This is a genomic window from Spiroplasma endosymbiont of Dilophus febrilis (assembly GCF_964030685.1).
In the GTDB taxonomy this organism is placed as follows: Bacteria; Bacillota_I; Bacilli_A; order Mycoplasmatales; family Nriv7; genus Nriv7.
This window is the reverse complement of sequence record NZ_OZ034912.1, coordinates 258,220-275,634: the sequence shown is the minus strand read 5'-3', so window position 1 is coordinate 275,634 and position 17,415 is coordinate 258,220. Positions and strand designations below refer to the sequence as shown.

The window sequence follows — 17,415 nt, the reverse complement described above, 5'->3', positions numbered from 1 at the left end:
TTACTAACAGTCAATGAATAACAAAACATAAAATTGTCAAAATAAGACAACTAACAGTTAAAGCAATACCCATATTCTTATTTATTGTTGTCGTTGCCAATATCATATTTAAAAACATTAAATTAATTTCTTTTCTTGTAAAAATTTAGTAACAAGAGTAATTACTTCATTTTCATTATGACATTTTAAAGCCTCATTCACAAGAATAACTGTCTCTTTTTTAGTTAAACTATTAATAATTTTTCTTGCTTCTAATATTGATGTTGATGACATTGAAAAGTAATCTAATCCCATTCCTAATAATAATGGTAATGCCAAAATTTCTCCTGCCATTTCGCCACACATTCCAACTCATTTCTTATTTAAATGAGCACCATCAATTGTCATTTTAATTAGTCTTAATATTCCTGGATTATAAGGTTGATATAAATATGATACCTTCGGTGACATTCGATCAACAGCAATTCCATATTGAATTAAATCATTAGTTCCAATCGAAACAAAATCAGCATATTGAGAAAAAATATCACTCATTACCGCAGCAACAGGAATTTCAACCATCATTCCAATTTGAATGTCATCACTAACAGCAATATTTTCTTGCTTTAATTCTTCTTTACATTGCAAAGTTATGGCTTTAGCTTCTTTAAACTCATTCACAGTAGCAATCATAGGAAACATAATTGCTAATTTACCATAAACCGATGCTCTTAGTAATGCTCGCAATTGCGTTTTAAAAACATCAATCTGATCTAAACACAAACGAATTGCACGATAACCTAAAAAAGGATTCATTTCCGATTCAAACTGATAATACGATAAATGCTTATCACCACCAATATCAAGTGTCCGAATAACAACCATATCATTAGGTATTTTCTCTAAGACAGCTTTATATGCTTGGAATTGTTCTTCCTCTGTTGGCCATTGATTACTATTCATATATAAAAATTCCGAACGAAATAATCCCACTCCGTTGCCACCATTATCAATAACACTATCAACATCGTGAAAAGAACCAATATTTCCTTCTAAAGTAACTTTATGCCCATCTAAAGTTATCGTTGGTTCATCCTTATATTTTTGCAATTGTTGTTGCTTAATTTTTCATTGCGTTTGCAATTCTTTTCATTCAACTTGTTGAGCACTACTAGGATTAGTTATGACAACACCAGTTTTTCCATCCATAATAATTAGTTCATCATTTTCTACTTTACTAGTAATATCTTTTAATCCTACAATCGCTGGAATTTCTAAACTACGCGCCATAATCGCCGCATGCGAAGTTCTACCACCAATATCACAAAGAAATCCTTTCACAAATTCCGGATTTAATTGTGCTGTTTGCGATGGTGTTAAATCAGAACTAACAATAATTACTTCTTCATCAATAATTGCTAAATCTTGAATTTTTATTCCCAATAAATGCTTAATTAAACGATTAGTAACATCTTCAATATCGCTTGCTCTTTCACGCATATAAGCGTCATCCATCGCTTTAAACATCGCAATATATTTACTAGCAATAACGAAACTCGCATACGAACTAGTAACTTGTTCACTAGTAATCATCTGTTTTATTTCATCAATAATAGTGGGATCACTAATAATTTGCTCATGAGCCATAAAAATTTTAGTTTTATCTTCACCAAGCTTTTTAAGAGTTTCGGTATATAATTTCCGAATTTCAGTAAGCGATATATCCAACGCTTGCTCTAAATTTCGTAATTGCTCTTCAATATTAGTAACTTGTTCTTTTTCAACTTCAATTCGTTGTTCAATTAACTTATATACTTTAGCAATGGCAATTCCGTTTGAAACACCAATAGCTTTCAACTCCATAATATGTCCTCGTTTCTATATATGTTTACTAGTAATTATATATAAAAAAGTTCAGTTTTTCCAATAACAATTGCAATCTTAAAAAAAACAAAATAAAAATACGAAATTATTCGTATTTTTAAATTTTATATTAAACCAATTTATTATCCTTCATTGCTTTTTTAATGCCAGCAATTGCAACATCAGCATCTTTACCAATTGCTTCAATTTCTACTTCTGTTCCGGTTTTAACTCCTAAAGCCATAATATTCATAATTGACTTTAAATTTCCTTCACGACCATTAACTTTAATTTTAATAGTAGAACTATATTTTGAAGCCTCTTTAACAACAATCGCAGCCGGTCGCGCATGCATTCCAATTGGATCAGTAATTTTAGCTTTAAATGATGACATTTTTATTTCTCCTTTAATTTTTTACATCAATAAATAATAATTAATAAATGTAAGTTAATACTAACATAAACAGCAATTAAAAACTAGATATTTAATCTTCACTCAAAACCTTCTTTAATAACGGGTGATTAGATCGTAAAACTTTAATCCCACTATTAAAAGCAACTTCAACATTAGAATTTAAAATATTAGTTACAATCCCTTTACCAAAAGTAGAATGTTGAATAACATCACCAGTTTTTCATTGCGATTTTTTTGCTGGTGTTAAAGAAATATTTTTCGGTATTGTTCAACTTAATGACCGCTTAGTATCTTCTAATTGTTCATCGCTTTTAAGTTCTAATAAACTAGGATTAATTTCAATAACAAATCTTGAAGGTAAGCGGTAATTATTAGTTACATAAGAAAACCCTTCACTATAACTTAAAAATAATCCTTTTCTTGCTCTTGTAATCGCAACATATAAAACTCTTCGTTCTTCTTCAATAGCAGAAATTCCTTCTTCAATACTTAAAGTATTAGGAAAAATGCCTTCATTTAAACCAATAATAAATACAAAATCATATTCCAAACCTTTAGCATTATGAATCGTCATCAAACTAACTCTATCTTGATTAGCAGAATTTTCATCTTGATCAACATATAAACTAACTTCTTGTAAATAATGTTGTAATAATTCCATTCCTTGTAATGAATCCACATTTTGCAAATCATAATTTTCCATATGATTAAATAATTCTTTAACATTTTCTAAGCGTTCTTCCTCAAAACCATCTGCTAATTGCTGTAAGTAATTACCGTTATTTAAAAAATCTTGACTGAATAAAGTCATCTTTTCATATGATTTTAGTTTCTCTTTTCAAACTTTTAAATATGTAACTAATTCAATTATTGATGGTTTTAAACTAGCAACATTTACCATTAAATATTCTAAAAGCGATTGATGATTATTTTGTGATTGTTCAATTAAATTATTAATTGTTGTCATCCCCACACCTTTAATCAAATTCAAAACTCTTACTGTTGATAATTGATCACCATAAACTAAAGTTTTTAAGTAAGCTAAAACATCCTTAATTTCTTTTCTTTCAAAAAACTTAAAACCACCATAAATACGATAATTAATATGATTATTAATTAATGCTTCTTCTAAATCACGAGAAAGATAATTAGCACGATAAAGAATTAAAATATTATTTAATAAAATTTTTTTCTCAACTAACTTTTTAATTTCTTTTGCCACCCAGTTAGTTTCACGAATACTAGTATTGCCATGATATAATTTTGTCTTACTACCATAGTCATTCATCGTAAATAAATCTTTAGCAATTCGTGAATGATTATAACTAATAAGAATATTTGCCACATCTAAAATATTTTGTGTTGAACGATAATTTTGATTAAGAATAAAAGTCTTCCCATTAGGAAAATAATTATCAAAATCTAAAATTAATCTTGCTTTTGCCCCGCGAAAAGAATAAATTGTTTGATCTGGATCACCAACAACAGTAATATTTTGATGGATTTTTACTAAATAATTAATTAATTCAAACTGTAATTCATTAGTATCTTGAAATTCATCAACTAAAACATACGAAAATCGTTTTTGTCACTTTTGTAATACTTCTGCATGATGTGAAAATAATTCTAAAGTTAAAGTTAATAAATCATCAAAATCAACCATATTATTCTTAGGCAAATTTTGTAAATAAATCTTATAAATTTCTAATCATTGTTGCTTATGTTCATGATAAAAATCACTATTAATAATATCACTATATGATAATTGATGATTTTTTCAATAAGAAATCATACTACTAACTTTCTTAATTTCATTACTATCAAAATTATATTGCTTATTTTTAATAATATCTTTTAAAATATTAATTTTATCAACAGTATCAATAATAATAAAATCTTTTGTATATCCCAAAACCACAATATCATTTCTTAAAACTCGAACACAAAAGGCATGATATGTATGAACTCATGTATATTTAGATTGATCACCAACCAATTCATTTAATCGACTTTTCATTTCATTAGCTGCCTTATTAGTAAAAGTTACGGCTAAAATTTGATTACTACTAATGGCCAAATTATGAATCAAATGAGCAATTTTATAAATAATAACTCTTGTTTTGCCACTTCCCGCACCAGCTATAATTCTATTAGCACCTTCACTACTTAAAACTGCTAATTTTTGTTCTTCATTTAAATGGTTTATATTCATCTTCTACTCCTTTTATAACTCTTCAATTGCTTTTAATTCTTTACTATCAATAGTTCCCGGTAAAGACTCTTGTAAATGAATATGAATTTTATTATCTTGTAATTTTTCTTTTTTTTTTGCTTTTTCTCTTGATGATACCGAACATTAACAATATAAATGTGTAAATAGCGATCAAAGAATAATTGATTTTTAACATCAAACTTATAAAGTAACATTAATGAACCATATCATAATAAATAAAATAATCCCATTAATCTTAATGTAATTGTTACAGCTAACGGTAAAGAATGTTGTGGTTTAGTAATTACAAAAATGTTTTGATAATTAAAAATAAAAATTGGATATTTAAAAACTAAGCTAACAAATAAATTACTAATAATCAAAATTACTCACGGAATAATTGTAATAAACAATTCCCGATATAATAAATCTCAAATCCGAATCTTATTTTGACCTTCTTTGATTAATTTAAAACAAAAAATAAATTTTGCTATTGTTCTACCTTGACAAAAATATGGCATCATAACAAAATAAGACATTAATAATGAAAATGCACTAAAATGATTAATAATTGCTTTTTGTCAGTCATTAAGATATTGATTTTGATAAATTCCCCAAGTAATAATAAAAATAATCATACTGATAATTATATAATCAATCACTCTAGCAAAAATTACTTTTCAAAGTTTTACTAAAAAATATGGCGTTTTTTTTCTTATAGTGTCATTATCACTACTAATAGTTTTAATTTTCATAATATCCATTAAACAAAATTCTTTAAATATTTTTTTCAATCTTTGGCAACATCTTTATTGAACAAATCGTTTGGTACTAAATTGAGATATTGATTTTTTTCTCAGTGAGGAAATCTTTTCGTAACTTTATTTGTAACTTCTTGAATAGCTTTTTTAACTAATACTTTATTTCCTGTTGGAGCAATAACTTTTAAAAATGTATAGTAATGAAAGCGAACAAATGCATATTCTAATTCTTCAATTAACTCTCTTGCTAAGTTTATTTGCTTATAATAGTTATAAATATGAACTCATTGCTTTAAAAAATCAAAACTATTAAAATTCAAGAATGGCTCAATTTCAATATCTACTAATATTTTAGTGCTCGTATATAAAGTTTCAATTCACGGTAATATTTTATAAATAAATAGTAAATCAAAACGATTAGAACGCCGAAAAGTAATTTTATGACTAGTAATAATCTTTTTTTTAAATAACTTATTAAATAGTGAATGATGAATTAAAGCAAAGACTTCCCGATTTAAAAGAGGATGATACAAATTATTATTTTTTAATCTTCGTGAAGAAATATGATGATAAACATTAGAATATTGAACCATAAATTCAATTAAATCAGGTTCATCATTATTATTAATTTCTTGGATAATATTTTCCATAAAATTATTTATTAATTTATATCCTGGTTGTAAAAATAAAACATAACTTCCTTTAGCATTACTTAATGCTAAATTTCAAGCATTAGCGGTTTCAATTTCCTTTCAGCTACTAATAACTTTAATAGCATCACTATGTTCTTGAAAAAATTTAGTAATATATTCTAGAGTATCATCTTTTGCTTTATCATCCACAATAATAATTTCATAATCTTTACCCTTTTGTTTTAAAATACTATTTAATGTTACTTCTAACTTATTATTATCATTAGAACTAGTTAAAATAAAACTGATTGTCACCATTACCACTCCCTCAATATAGTAATTATAACATTTGCCTTTATATATTACCTAATTAATTTATTATCATATAATATTAATAAAATGATAAAATAAATATATTACTAAAACATGAGGTTAAAATTATGGAAATTACGCAAATTAAAAATCCCCTACCAAGAAAGTTTAAACGACTATCATTTTTTAGTTTAATTATCATTATTTTAACTTTCCCTATTTTAATATGATATCTATTATATATATGTTGTAAAAATTTTTATGTTATGCCTCGTTTCACCAATACATTTCATCGATTTGGTAAATATGACCCCTTATATCATGGCATTGAAAAATATAGTTTAGCTGTTTTAACTACTGATAGTATTATTAAAAACAATTCTTTAATTGCTTTCAGCACAAAAGAAAAAAATAATCTCAAATTTCAAGAACATGAAATTATTAATGGTAATACTATTCTTAGCAGTTTAATTTTAATTAATCCTAATAATAAAAATAACAAATGAATTATTGCCATGCACGGATGAACAGAAAACAAATTTTTAGCTTTAAGAATGACAAGACATTTTTATAATGAAGGATACAATATTGTATCATTTGATGCACGCAACCACGGTAAATCTAGTACTAAAACTATTGGATTTGGTTTTTTTGAAAAACATGATCTAGCAATGGTAATAAAATATTTACATAAGAACTTTATTGTCCAATCAATTGGTTTAATTGGTAATTCAATGGGTGGAAGTACTATTATTGAATTCATTAAAGAATACAGTGAAAAAATTAAAGAATTAAAAGTATCTTGAGCAATTAGTGATTGTGCTTATAGTAGTTTTATTGAACAACTACGATGGATGAGTATGACAATTTTTAAAAAACATTGATTTTGAACAATATCAGTAATGCGATTATCATTACGATTAGTTAATGAACTAAAAGTTAAAAAATTAGTTCCTAAAAATAATTTAAAAAAATGTGCTACTATCCCATTACTAATTATTCATGGTGAAAAAGATAATTTTGTTCCATTATATATGGCTTATGATATTGGCTTATGATATTTATCATCATAAAATTCGTGATGAAGAAAGGTCGCGTTTAGTTTTCTTAGGTATTTTTTAAAAAAGAAAAAATAGTCATTTACTATAAATTATTTCAATATGCAAATTAAGTATATATTTCTTATGTATGATTTTTGTTGTAAAAAATTATTTTAATGTTGTTTTTATAAGCATTTTACTTAGTTTTTATAACCTTTTATTAAGAATATGTTTGTTAATATTAAATATTTTGTTTTATTAATTATTTTTCAAGTAAAAAGGTAATAAATTTTTAGTTGCTTTTCTTTCAAAATTATTCAAATCTTTACCCACCTAACAAAACTTTATGCGCCCATGAAGAAAAACAAATTAGTGAACTATTAATTATAAAAGATGCTGGGCATGTACAATCAATTACAACTGATTATGACCTTTATACAAGTAAAACTTTATTATTTGCTAAAACACATGAAGAAATTACTAATTAAAAAGATAAAGTTTGTTAAAACTTTATCTTTTTTTAAAATTCTAAACTATTAGGTACTCGTGGGAATGGTAAAACATCACGAATATTTGTCACTCCTGTCAAATACATAATTAATCGTTCTAATCCTAAACCAAAACCACCACTTGGAGCATACCCATACTGTCTTAAATTTAAATATCATTGAAAATCCTTAATATCTAAATTAGCCATTTGCATTTTTGATAATAATTTTTCATAATTATCTTCCCTTTGACTACCACCAATTAATTCGCCAATTCCAGGGACTAATAAATCCATTGCTTGAACAGTTTTATTATCCTCATTAGTTTTCATATAAAATGCTTTAATAATTTGTGGATAATTAATAATAAATGTTGGCTTATTAGTTAATTGTTCACATAAATATCTTTCATGTTCAGTTTGTAAATCCATTCCTCAATGAATATCTTGATTTTCAAAACGGTCTTTAACTTTAATTAATTCCATAATCGCATCATCATAAGTCATAACTACAAATTTAACAGTTACTACTGTCTTTAGTTTATCTAATAAATTATTATCAACATTATCATTTAGAAACTTTAATTCTTTTTTATTATTTTCTAAAATATAATTAATAATATATTTAATTAATTCTTCTCCTAATTTGATATTTTCTTCTAACGAACTATATGCCACCTCTGGTTCTACCATTCAAAATTCAGCTACATGCCGAGAAGTATGAGACTTCTCGGCTCGAAAAGTTGGTCCAAAAGTATAAACACGATTAAATGCTTGTGTATATGCTTCAGCATTTAACTGTCCAGAAACAGTTAAATTAGCCTTTTTAGAAAAGAAATCTTGTTGATAATTATTATCTTCACGAGTTGTCACAATAAATGCTTCACCTGCACCTTCAGCATCATTACTAGTAATAATTGGTGAATGCAAATATAAAAAGTCATTTCTTTGAAAAAAGCAATGAATCGCATAACTAACACTACTTCTAATCTTAAAAATAGCTCAAAACTTATTAGTTCGAACTCGTAAATGAGCAATTTCTCGTAAATATTCATTAGAATGTTCTTTTTTTTGTAATGGATATTGTTCCACAGCATTATTATATATTTTTATATTTGTTGCTTTAATTTCAAACAATTCCTTACCTTTATCTGGCAAAACTAATACTCCTGTTACTGCAATTGAAGAACCTGTTCGCAAACTTTTAATTTCATTAAAAGTTTTAATTTCTTGATTATAAACAACTTGAATACTATCCAAATAACTACCATCATTTAAACTAATAAAACCTACTTTACCAGAATCACGATTAGTTCGTACTCAACCTTTTAAAGTAATTTCTTGACCAACAATGGCTTTATATGTTTCATAAAGTTTTTTAATTAACATTAATATTTTCCCTCTTTTCAAAATGAATAAGATTTTTTTAATTATAACACATATAATTTTATATAATATATGTTGATAATTAAAACATAAAATCTACAAAGGTCGCGTTTAGTTTTCTTAGGTATTTTTTAAAAAAGAAAAAATAGTCATTTACTATAAATTATTTCAATATGCAAATTAAGTATATATTTCTTATGTATGATTTTTGTTGTAAAAAATTATTTTAATGTTGTTTTTATAAGCATTTTACTTAGTTTTTATAACCTTTTATTAAGAATATGTTTGTTAATATTAAATATTTTGTTTTATTAATTATTTTTCAAGTAAAAAGGTAATAAATTTTTAGTTGCTTTTCTTTCAAAATTATTCAAATCTTTACCCACCTAACAAAACTTTATGCGCCCTAACAAGTGTAATAATTTTAAGTTTCTTGTGATAAAAACAGGAAAAGTATTCAAACCAGTAATTAAAATTACTGGTTTTTATTTTGTCAAAATAAAAAGAAGAAAAAATTTAAAAGTTGCTTAGTTATTTAAGATTATTATTATCATAGAAAAATGCATTTCTGTGGTGGTTGCTTGAGTAGTTATTAAAAAGTGTTTATTTTAATTGGTTTCTGATTTTGCATCAAATTCTAGTATTTTTCATCAGTTTCATCTTGCACCGGCAAAGGTATCTTTTTGGTATTCAAATTTTACTTTAATATTTTTTATTTTAATATTTTGTTTTTGTTCTTTTTCAACTTCTGTTCATTTTGTATTTATTTGTAATTCGTTAAGTTTTTTAATAATATTAATTTGATTTTGGTTTATATAACTTTGAATTCGTCCTTTATTGTTTCATAATTCTTCCACAGGATTTATCGGTTTTATTCCTGATTGCTTTTCTATGTCATTTAATAAAAATTGTAATTCTGTTTTTCACGTTGATGCAGGTTTATAAGGATTTTCATTTTTTCATATTACAAATTCTGCTTTTTCTAAGTTAATTTCAGAAACTTGATTACTTTTTTTACTGTCTAAGTCTAACGGTGTTGGTCTATTTGTTTTATTGGAGCAAGAAGTTACGGATAATATCGTTAATCCTGAAATAACTATTGTACTTAAAATTTTCATTATTTTAATTCCTTTATTATTTTATTTTTTCAATATATATATATATATATATTACAGGAAAACCCTTAATATCATTAGAAAAATGGCAAAACCGATTAAAAATTGAAAGTTATAATAAAAGGCTGGGACTGTTTTAAAAACTGGAAAAATGGCGGTCGAAAAGTTAACTGTTGCTTTTGCAATAATCGCTAACGGGCGTAAAATGGTAATGATTTGTGACGCTGTCAATATTCAGTTAATCATTTTAATACCAGCATTCTGAATGGCACAACCAATATCATTAAATGTGGGTATCCACCGTCCGGAATATTTGCAATTTGCTGGCGGAATTAGGTCATCTCATTCTGAATTGGTGGAACCATCAGGGATAAATGCTGTGGAATTAAGGACATTAAAATCATAAATTTTAAAATTATAGTTAGAGGTATTACTTTTGTGATAAAGAGGAAAGGTTAAGGTAAAAATATTAATACCGTAACGAATATCAATATCGGTGTTGAGATAGTTAATACTGTTAACAGTCTTGTTGGCTGGCAAGGCGATGAGTTTATTATCATAAGATTTAAGGACATTAAAATGAATTTGATAAATGCTATTTTTATTTTTAATAGCATTAAAATCTTCTTGGTGCGTTTTTTTATCAAAAGTAAAAAAATAACTTCTTAGTAATAATTCCGAGTTACCAGTAACATTGATTAAGTATTTTTTGGGATAAAAGGTAATTAATGAGCGATAAAAGAAACCAATTTGAATAAAGTAATCCTTCTTATAGTTGTCTATACCCTTAAAATCAACTTCGGTATGAGTTTTTTCGTCCATATCAAAAGTCGCATAAAATAAACTGGCAAAGAAGTTGCCAAGAATTTCATAGATTTCGTCAAAAACATTTTTGTAATCGTTATTATTAATACTAGAAATGTTGTTTTTAAAATAAAGGTAAATGTCATTTCGTAAGTCGGGGTCATAGCGTAGAAAACTAAATTTAACATTGAGGTAATTTAAAGTACCAAAAAGATACTTAATTAAGTAATAATCATTAGTCTTTTCGGTGTCATATTTTCAGATTTCATTTTCACCATGTAATAATTGTAAATAATTATTTCCTGCGATTAAAGTTTTATTAAATGCTTTAATTTTCAAAACATTTTCATTTATTTTATCTTCACTGCTAGGAGTTTTATGATAAAAATAGCTTTCGTTTTTAAAACCGTGGTTTTTAATGGTAAATTCTTTGTAATAGCCTTTTTCTAAGGTGTCAACAAAATTAAATATTGGTGTTCAATAAAGATAAGAATAATTAAATTTGTCAAAATCACCGCGATGAATCATTAAATAATCAATGCTATCAATAACATCGTTATAGTTATGGTTGCCATCAAATTTGGTGTTTGTTGTTGGTAATTCAATATCAGTCGAAGGTTTGGTTTCTGATTTTGCATCAAATTCTAGTATTTTTCATCAGTTTCATCTTGCACCGGCAAAGGTATCTTTTTGGTATTCAAATTTTACTTTAATATTTTTTATTTTAATATTTTGTTTTTGTTCTTTTTCAACTTCTGTTCATTTTGTATTTATTTGTAATTCGTTAAGTTTTTTAATAATATTAATTTGATTTTGGTTTATATAACTTTGAATTCGCCCTTTATTGTTTCATAATTCTTCCACAGGATTTATCGGTTTTATTCCTGATTGCTTTTCTATGTCATTTAATAAAAATTGTAATTCTGTTTTTCACGTTGATGCAGGTTTATAAGGATTTTCATTTTTTCATATTAGAAATTCTGCTTTTTCTAAGTTAATTTCAGAAACTTGACTGTTTTCTCTTTTGTTTCTAATTAGTGATTGTGTTGTTATTCCGTCATTGTTAATGTTTTGGGGAATGGTAAAAATGTTATTAAAACTAATAATTATCACCGTAAATATTTTCATAAACATTTTTATCACTCCTTTTTAAAATATTTTATTTTTTATTGTTCTTTTAATTTTTATTTTTTTAATAAGTCACTCAATACCACAATTTATAATTACAGCTATTGTAATGCATATATCTAAATATCCCAGTATCATAAGTGAAATCAATGCTTCAAATTTTTCATATAACAATTTCAAATCATTAATTTCCAATTTTAAAAATGCAATGAAAAAGATAGTAATCATAAAAATGTAAGGTAAAATTCTCCATCAATATTTTTTTAAAGAACTAATGATTTTGTTTCATTTCATTTTTCAAGGCTCTTTTTGTTTTAATTTTCTGAATAATCAAGCGAATTAATTTTTCAAATTTAATTGCAAAATATATTGCTCCACCCCATCAAAAAACAAATATTCCCGCTAGCATAATACCACTATTAAATTTGCCAAAGAAATCAACCATTTGTTTATTCATAAAATTATTAAATTCATTACTTGTTCCAGTTATTCATTTAGTATCGCTTGCTGTTAATGCACAAATTAATAAGCTTGTAAAAATGAAAATGATACTTAATACTACTTTTAACCACTGCTTTTTAAAAGCATTTTTAATTCTTAATTTTAATGACATTTTTTCTTTTAAATTATCTTTTTTAAATAATTTTGCTAAAAATTTTTTCATTTTAATTCTCCTTTCATATTTTTATCGTCCTTTAATCACAATAAATAAAGCAATAAGTACACAAGTAACGCCAAGAATGGTAAAGATTGGATGTTGTGAAAATGTTCGTGCCATTGGTTTAAATAGTTCTAAAATTGTTAAATTACTAGTAATAAACTTTTGGAAATTGGCAAGACCTTCGCTAATGTAGTTTGTTAAAGTTTCAAAATGACTACCAGCTAATAATCCAAGAACAGTTATTAAGATAAAAATAATAATTAGTTTAAACATTGTTAGTTACCTTGTTTTGTTTTTATTGGTTTTATTTGTTTTTTGACTTTTCCTCATGCACTTAAACGGCCACTATTTTTAACCGCATATTGGCGTTGTTTTTCTAAATTAACTTGTTGACTACCAAATCCAAGAATAATTGCCATAAGAAATTCTACAGCCAGCGTTAAGAATAAAGGAAATATTAGTTGAATATTTGTTCCTGGTACTTCTAAACTTCAAATTAAGTCAAAAACTTTATAAAGCATTTGAGCGAGAAAGTCGGCCATTTTTGCGAGATTTTCCATTTTTCATTATTCCTTTTCTTTCATTTTTCTTAAAAATTTGCTAAATTTATCCATTTTTAAGTATTCTAAGTCTTCTAAATCAATTGCTGTGTCAGTATAGTATTTATCTTCATAGTCAGGATTTACTTTTGAATTTAAGTAATCTCTTAAAAATGCTAGATAAAAAGAATTGTAAGTGTTCAATATTGGTAGAGGAATTTTTAGTTTAAAAAAATAAATATCAAGTTCAGGAATATCGCGATATTTAATGCGACGACCCTTTTTATTATTTTTAGCATCAATTAAGGTGTTTCGTCAGCGTTCATATTCTTCAATGCTCGTAAAGGTGCCATAAATGACTTTTAAGTAGGGGCGAAAAATATTAACTGGTTTTTTGCGAATTCCCACAATCACATTGTTGGCAATATCACGAACTTTAACTCAAATATGTTTATCTCTTTGACCACTAGCGAGAACAATATGACCGAAATGGCGTGCAAGAGCGAAATACTCTTGAATACCAGTTTCTTCGTTTTTGGTATTATTTTTTTCTCAATCGGTTCCTTCTAAAAATAAATTGGTTTCATCTCACAACAGTAAGGTTTTGTCTGGCAATACCGGATAATCAAAGTCTAATAATCCCATATGCCCTAAGCTTAATTTTTGGGTTTCTAGTAATGGGAAAGTTGATGCGATGTGATATTTCTTCTTTTTTAGTAATTTTGCTGCATATACTAGAAAGGCGGTTTTTCCAGTTCCTAACGAACCAATCACAATATTTAATGGTGAGTTTTTTAAGAAGTTAATCACTTTGTTAATTTGTGTGAAATTACCGATTTTAAAAAGGAAAACTAAAATACAACCGGCTAAAAATAAATAGCTCACAATGTTTTTGAAATAACCGTTGTAAATGTATCAAATTGCTCCTCAATGTCATAAAATTAAAAATGAGGTGCGATTCAATTCAATAAAATGGTTATTTTTTTCTATTATTCATTTGCAAAATTTCATCTTGCACCTCACTTTATTTTTTGTTAGCGGACTGCGCCAAGTAATTTTTCAAACATTTTAAAACAAATAAAGAATATTGCCAAAATAAATGGAAAAATGAAGATTCAGTAGTCAGCAAAGAAGTTACCGACTTGTGGCATATTAACGGCAATAATTTCTCACATTTTAGTAAATGCTGTTATAATTGCATTTCACAATTTAGTCATCGCATCGCTAGCTGTTATTTTTGCTGGTGCCTCAGCTAAGAAAGTTGTAAACATATAATCACCCCCTTTCTTTAATGTAACTTCTTGACATTAATTTCGCTTTTATCTAAATACTGATATGGTTTTTCAAAGTAGCATCAGAATAAATCAGACCATAATCGCTGTTAAGAATCAAAAAGCAATGTTTGCTATTAAAAGCCAAAGTGGCGCTTCGATTAAATTAATTTCTTTACCACCAGTAATATGAGCCGGAATGGTTGTAATTTGAATAAATAAATCTCAGAAAGTTTGTTTAATTTGTTCTCAATTAAATTCTTTTAAATTTATTGTCATTTTTTATCTCCCAAAAATCATTTTTATTGGTAAATACATAATTGAAATTAAGGCAAAAAGAAAAGTAATGATAATAATTAATCCGGCAATAAACGCAATTTGTGCAGGCATTTTTTCTATCGGAACAAACAATTTTAAGAACTCCATAATAATTTCTCAAAACATTATTTTTTACCCTCGTTATTTTCTTTTGAATTAGGAGCTTTAACTCATTCTTCAAAGCGAGCAATAAACACTTTTTCGTCTTTTGTGAAATTACCAGTATTATTTTTAATGACATTTTTATATTTAATTCTAATTTTTATTTTGGCATAAATTTTATAAGCAAAATATGCCGATAACATTATGCTGATAATAATAAACATTAGTCCAATTGCGATATTCATTTTTAAGCTCCTTTAAAATAGTTATAATTTGTATCTTTTTTGTTGTTTTCTTTTTCGGCAATGAAGAAACTTAATAATTCTTGGCCTTTAATTAACTTGGTTTCTTGCTCTTGTTGATTAATTGAAATTACTTGATATTCACTATTTTTGATTATTCCAATACAAATTGAATTTTCGTATTTTCCTTTATAAACAAATCGCTTTGGAAACCAAATGCCGATTTGTTCATTAAATCACGGAATTTTTGGTGCTTTAATTAAAATTGCATTCTGGGTTTCTTTTAAGAGATATTTTTTAGTATTTAAGAAAATGTTTTCAATGTTTTTCATAGTAAATTACCTTTCTTATTTGTTATAAACTAAGTTATTTAACTAAGTTTTTTAAACATTTATATATCGCAGATTTGAATGTTTAACAATTTTTGTTAGTAAACTTCGTTTACTAATTAACTTAGTTTGATTTCATTGGTGCAAAAAATATAAGGCATAATTAAAAATAATAAGTGTTAATTTAACCTTATATTTCTTGCAATAAATAAATGAGCTCATATTTATTTATTGATTTTGTGTAAAACTAACATAAGTGTGTGCTTTACACACAAATTAAATTATTAGATATTGACAATAATAAAATATTTCTAGCAACAAAAACTAATGAACTAATTAATAATAATGACATTTTGTTTATTAATTCAGGAATTACCAATGAATATTTAATCAGTTTAATAAATAAACCAGTTTATTTATTTACAAACAGTATTGAAATTTTTAAACAAGCAATTAATAATAAAAATATTTTAGATACTATTTTAATTGGTGGTCGCTATTTAGCTGAAAGTAAAGTTTTAGTAGGAAGCCATAGCTTAGCAAATTTAGAAAATGTCAAATTCAGTAAATGCATTCTTAATATTAAGAATATTTCTAATACTTATGATTTATATGCTAAAAATGAAGAAGAAGCACAACTGAAACAAAAAGTATTAAGTGCTTCTAATACTAAAATTATTATTGCTGAAAATGATAGTATTAACACAATTGGTTTTATTAAATACGCCAATTTAAAGGAATGTGATATATTTATTACAAACAATAAATCATTACCCAATATTAACGAAATAGGTAACTCAATTATTGTTATTAATTAAGGAGAAAAATATGACCATCTTAGCTATTGAAACAAGTTGTGATGAAACAGCAATAGCAATATATAAAGATAAAAAAGTTAAAAGCAATATTATTTTTTCACAAATAGCTAATCATCAACAATATGGTGGGGTTGTTCCTGAAATTGCTTCAAGACTTCATATTTCTAAAATTAGTTATGTTTTAAAAGAAGCCATTAAACAAGCACAAATCCAATATCATGATATTGACTACATCGGTTATACTGACCATCCGGGATTAAGTGGTTCACTTCATATCGGTAAAGTTTGCGCTCAAACAATATCATTAATGTTAAAAAAACCACTTATTGCTTGTAATCATATTGAAGGTCATATTTATAGCGCTGCCATTAATAATGAATTTAAGTTTCCCTTAATAACCTTAGTAGTATCCGGTGGCCACACGCAATTAGTTTTAATGAAAAAACATCTTGATTTTCATATTTTAGGAGAAACTTATGATGATGCTGTCGGTGAAGCTTATGATAAAGTAGCAAGATTATTAGAACTTGAATATCCAGGTGGACCAATAATTGATAAAATAGCAAAAAAAGGACAAAATATTTTTGAACTGCCATTAGGAAAAAATGATAACAGTTTTGACTTTTCATTTAGTGGTTTAAAATCTGCAGTAGCAAATTTAATTAAAAAATTAAATGTTCGCCAATTAGAATTTAGAAAAGAAGATATTGCTTGTTCTTTTCAAGAACAAGCAACTAATATTTTAATTAAAAAATTAACAATGGCAATGAAAAAATATCATCCAAAAATGATAACAGTAGTCGGTGGCGTTGCTGCTAACAGTGTTTTACGAACTAAGGTTGAAAACTTAGCAACAAAAAATACCACAGTTATTATTCCTAATAATGAATACTGTACTGATAATGCTGCGATGATTGCAAGATTAACTTGACAAATAATTAATAATCGCTTAAAAGAAACTTCTAAAAAGAAAAAATAAAAATCATTCTCATATGAGAATG

General features: G+C 25.9%; 21 protein-coding genes. 4 read left to right on the top strand and 17 right to left on the bottom strand.

The genetic code is table 4. From position 1 onward, the window contains the following. Positions 1-117: 117 nt before the first annotated feature. The 5 genes from ptsP to AAHF53_RS01290 form a co-directional block, all read right to left on the bottom strand. Positions 118-1,842: a phosphoenolpyruvate--protein phosphotransferase gene (gene ptsP, locus AAHF53_RS01310; RefSeq protein ID WP_342189972.1), complete on the bottom strand. Its 1,725-nt coding sequence runs from the start codon at positions 1,840-1,842 to the stop codon at positions 118-120. A gap of 130 nt (positions 1,843-1,972) precedes the next feature. Next, a complete protein-coding gene (locus tag AAHF53_RS01305) occupies positions 1,973-2,236 on the bottom strand; it encodes an HPr family phosphocarrier protein (RefSeq protein ID WP_338968560.1) in 264 nt (87 codons plus the stop codon). A 91-nt stretch (positions 2,237-2,327) separates the two neighbouring features. Beyond that, positions 2,328-4,469 carry an ATP-dependent helicase gene (locus AAHF53_RS01300; protein ID WP_342189971.1) on the bottom strand — a complete coding sequence of 714 codons (2,142 nt, stop codon included), beginning with the start codon at positions 4,467-4,469 and terminating at the stop codon, positions 2,328-2,330. A 32-nt stretch (positions 4,470-4,501) separates the two neighbouring features. Then, positions 4,502-5,233, bottom strand: a complete 732-nt coding sequence (locus tag AAHF53_RS01295; protein WP_342189970.1) for an RDD family protein — start codon at positions 5,231-5,233, stop codon at positions 4,502-4,504. After that, positions 5,233-6,177, bottom strand: coding sequence for a glycosyltransferase family 2 protein (locus AAHF53_RS01290; RefSeq protein ID WP_342189969.1), 945 nt, complete (start codon positions 6,175-6,177; stop codon positions 5,233-5,235). The genes AAHF53_RS01295 and AAHF53_RS01290 overlap by 1 nt, the downstream gene beginning before the upstream one ends. 263 nt (positions 6,178-6,440) lie before the next feature. Between AAHF53_RS01290 and AAHF53_RS01285 the strand changes: the two genes are divergently transcribed. After that, positions 6,441-7,247 (top strand): alpha/beta hydrolase, encoded by an 807-nt coding sequence (locus AAHF53_RS01285; protein WP_342189968.1) that lies wholly within the window; start codon positions 6,441-6,443, stop codon positions 7,245-7,247. A gap of 263 nt (positions 7,248-7,510) precedes the next feature. Then, complete coding sequence (locus AAHF53_RS01280; RefSeq protein ID WP_342189967.1) at positions 7,511-7,702, top strand: hypothetical protein; 192 nt, start codon at positions 7,511-7,513, stop codon at positions 7,700-7,702. Between the two features lie 32 nt (positions 7,703-7,734). Here AAHF53_RS01280 and asnS read toward each other — a convergent pair whose 3' ends face one another. The 12 genes from asnS to AAHF53_RS01220 form a co-directional block, all read right to left on the bottom strand. Then, entirely contained in the window at positions 7,735-9,090 is a 1,356-nt protein-coding gene (gene asnS, locus AAHF53_RS01275) for an asparagine--tRNA ligase (protein WP_342189966.1), read from the bottom strand. Between the two features lie 605 nt (positions 9,091-9,695). Then, positions 9,696-10,205, bottom strand: a complete 510-nt coding sequence (locus AAHF53_RS01270; RefSeq protein ID WP_342189516.1) for a hypothetical protein — start codon at positions 10,203-10,205, stop codon at positions 9,696-9,698. Positions 10,206-10,256: 51 nt separating this feature from the next. Next, a complete protein-coding gene (locus AAHF53_RS01265; RefSeq protein ID WP_342189965.1) occupies positions 10,257-12,140 on the bottom strand; it encodes a hypothetical protein in 1,884 nt (627 codons plus the stop codon). A gap of 265 nt (positions 12,141-12,405) precedes the next feature. Beyond that, positions 12,406-12,798 (bottom strand): hypothetical protein, encoded by a 393-nt coding sequence (locus AAHF53_RS01260; RefSeq protein ID WP_342189964.1) that lies wholly within the window; start codon positions 12,796-12,798, stop codon positions 12,406-12,408. Between the two features lie 21 nt (positions 12,799-12,819). Beyond that, on the bottom strand, positions 12,820-13,068 hold the full coding sequence (locus AAHF53_RS01255) for a hypothetical protein (protein WP_215826579.1): 249 nt from the start codon (positions 13,066-13,068) through the stop codon (positions 12,820-12,822). Between the two features lie 2 nt (positions 13,069-13,070). Next, a complete protein-coding gene (locus tag AAHF53_RS01250) occupies positions 13,071-13,355 on the bottom strand; it encodes a hypothetical protein (RefSeq protein ID WP_342189513.1) in 285 nt (94 codons plus the stop codon). A 6-nt stretch (positions 13,356-13,361) separates the two neighbouring features. Next, positions 13,362-14,345 (bottom strand): hypothetical protein, encoded by a 984-nt coding sequence (locus AAHF53_RS01245; protein ID WP_342189963.1) that lies wholly within the window; start codon positions 14,343-14,345, stop codon positions 13,362-13,364. Between the two features lie 23 nt (positions 14,346-14,368). Further along, positions 14,369-14,605, bottom strand: a complete 237-nt coding sequence (locus tag AAHF53_RS01240; RefSeq protein WP_342189962.1) for a hypothetical protein — start codon at positions 14,603-14,605, stop codon at positions 14,369-14,371. Between the two features lie 48 nt (positions 14,606-14,653). Further along, complete coding sequence (locus tag AAHF53_RS01235) at positions 14,654-14,884, bottom strand: hypothetical protein (protein WP_342189961.1); 231 nt, start codon at positions 14,882-14,884, stop codon at positions 14,654-14,656. A gap of 3 nt (positions 14,885-14,887) precedes the next feature. Next, positions 14,888-15,049, bottom strand: coding sequence for a hypothetical protein (locus AAHF53_RS01230; protein WP_342189960.1), 162 nt, complete (start codon positions 15,047-15,049; stop codon positions 14,888-14,890). Next, positions 15,049-15,270 carry a hypothetical protein gene (locus AAHF53_RS01225; RefSeq protein WP_342189959.1) on the bottom strand — a complete coding sequence of 74 codons (222 nt, stop codon included), beginning with the start codon at positions 15,268-15,270 and terminating at the stop codon, positions 15,049-15,051. Before AAHF53_RS01225 ends, AAHF53_RS01230 begins: the two co-directional genes overlap by 1 nt. 2 nt (positions 15,271-15,272) lie before the next feature. Continuing rightward, positions 15,273-15,599 (bottom strand): hypothetical protein, encoded by a 327-nt coding sequence (locus AAHF53_RS01220; RefSeq protein ID WP_342189958.1) that lies wholly within the window; start codon positions 15,597-15,599, stop codon positions 15,273-15,275. A 257-nt stretch (positions 15,600-15,856) separates the two neighbouring features. On the opposite strand from AAHF53_RS01220, the gene AAHF53_RS01215 reads away from it, so the two are divergent. Both AAHF53_RS01215 and tsaD read left to right on the top strand, forming a co-directional pair. Further along, on the top strand, positions 15,857-16,414 hold the full coding sequence (locus tag AAHF53_RS01215; protein ID WP_342189957.1) for a hypothetical protein: 558 nt from the start codon (positions 15,857-15,859) through the stop codon (positions 16,412-16,414). Positions 16,415-16,424: 10 nt separating this feature from the next. Next, positions 16,425-17,393: a tRNA (adenosine(37)-N6)-threonylcarbamoyltransferase complex transferase subunit TsaD gene (gene tsaD / locus AAHF53_RS01210; RefSeq protein WP_342189956.1), complete on the top strand. Its 969-nt coding sequence runs from the start codon at positions 16,425-16,427 to the stop codon at positions 17,391-17,393. Positions 17,394-17,415: the final 22 nt, after the last annotated feature.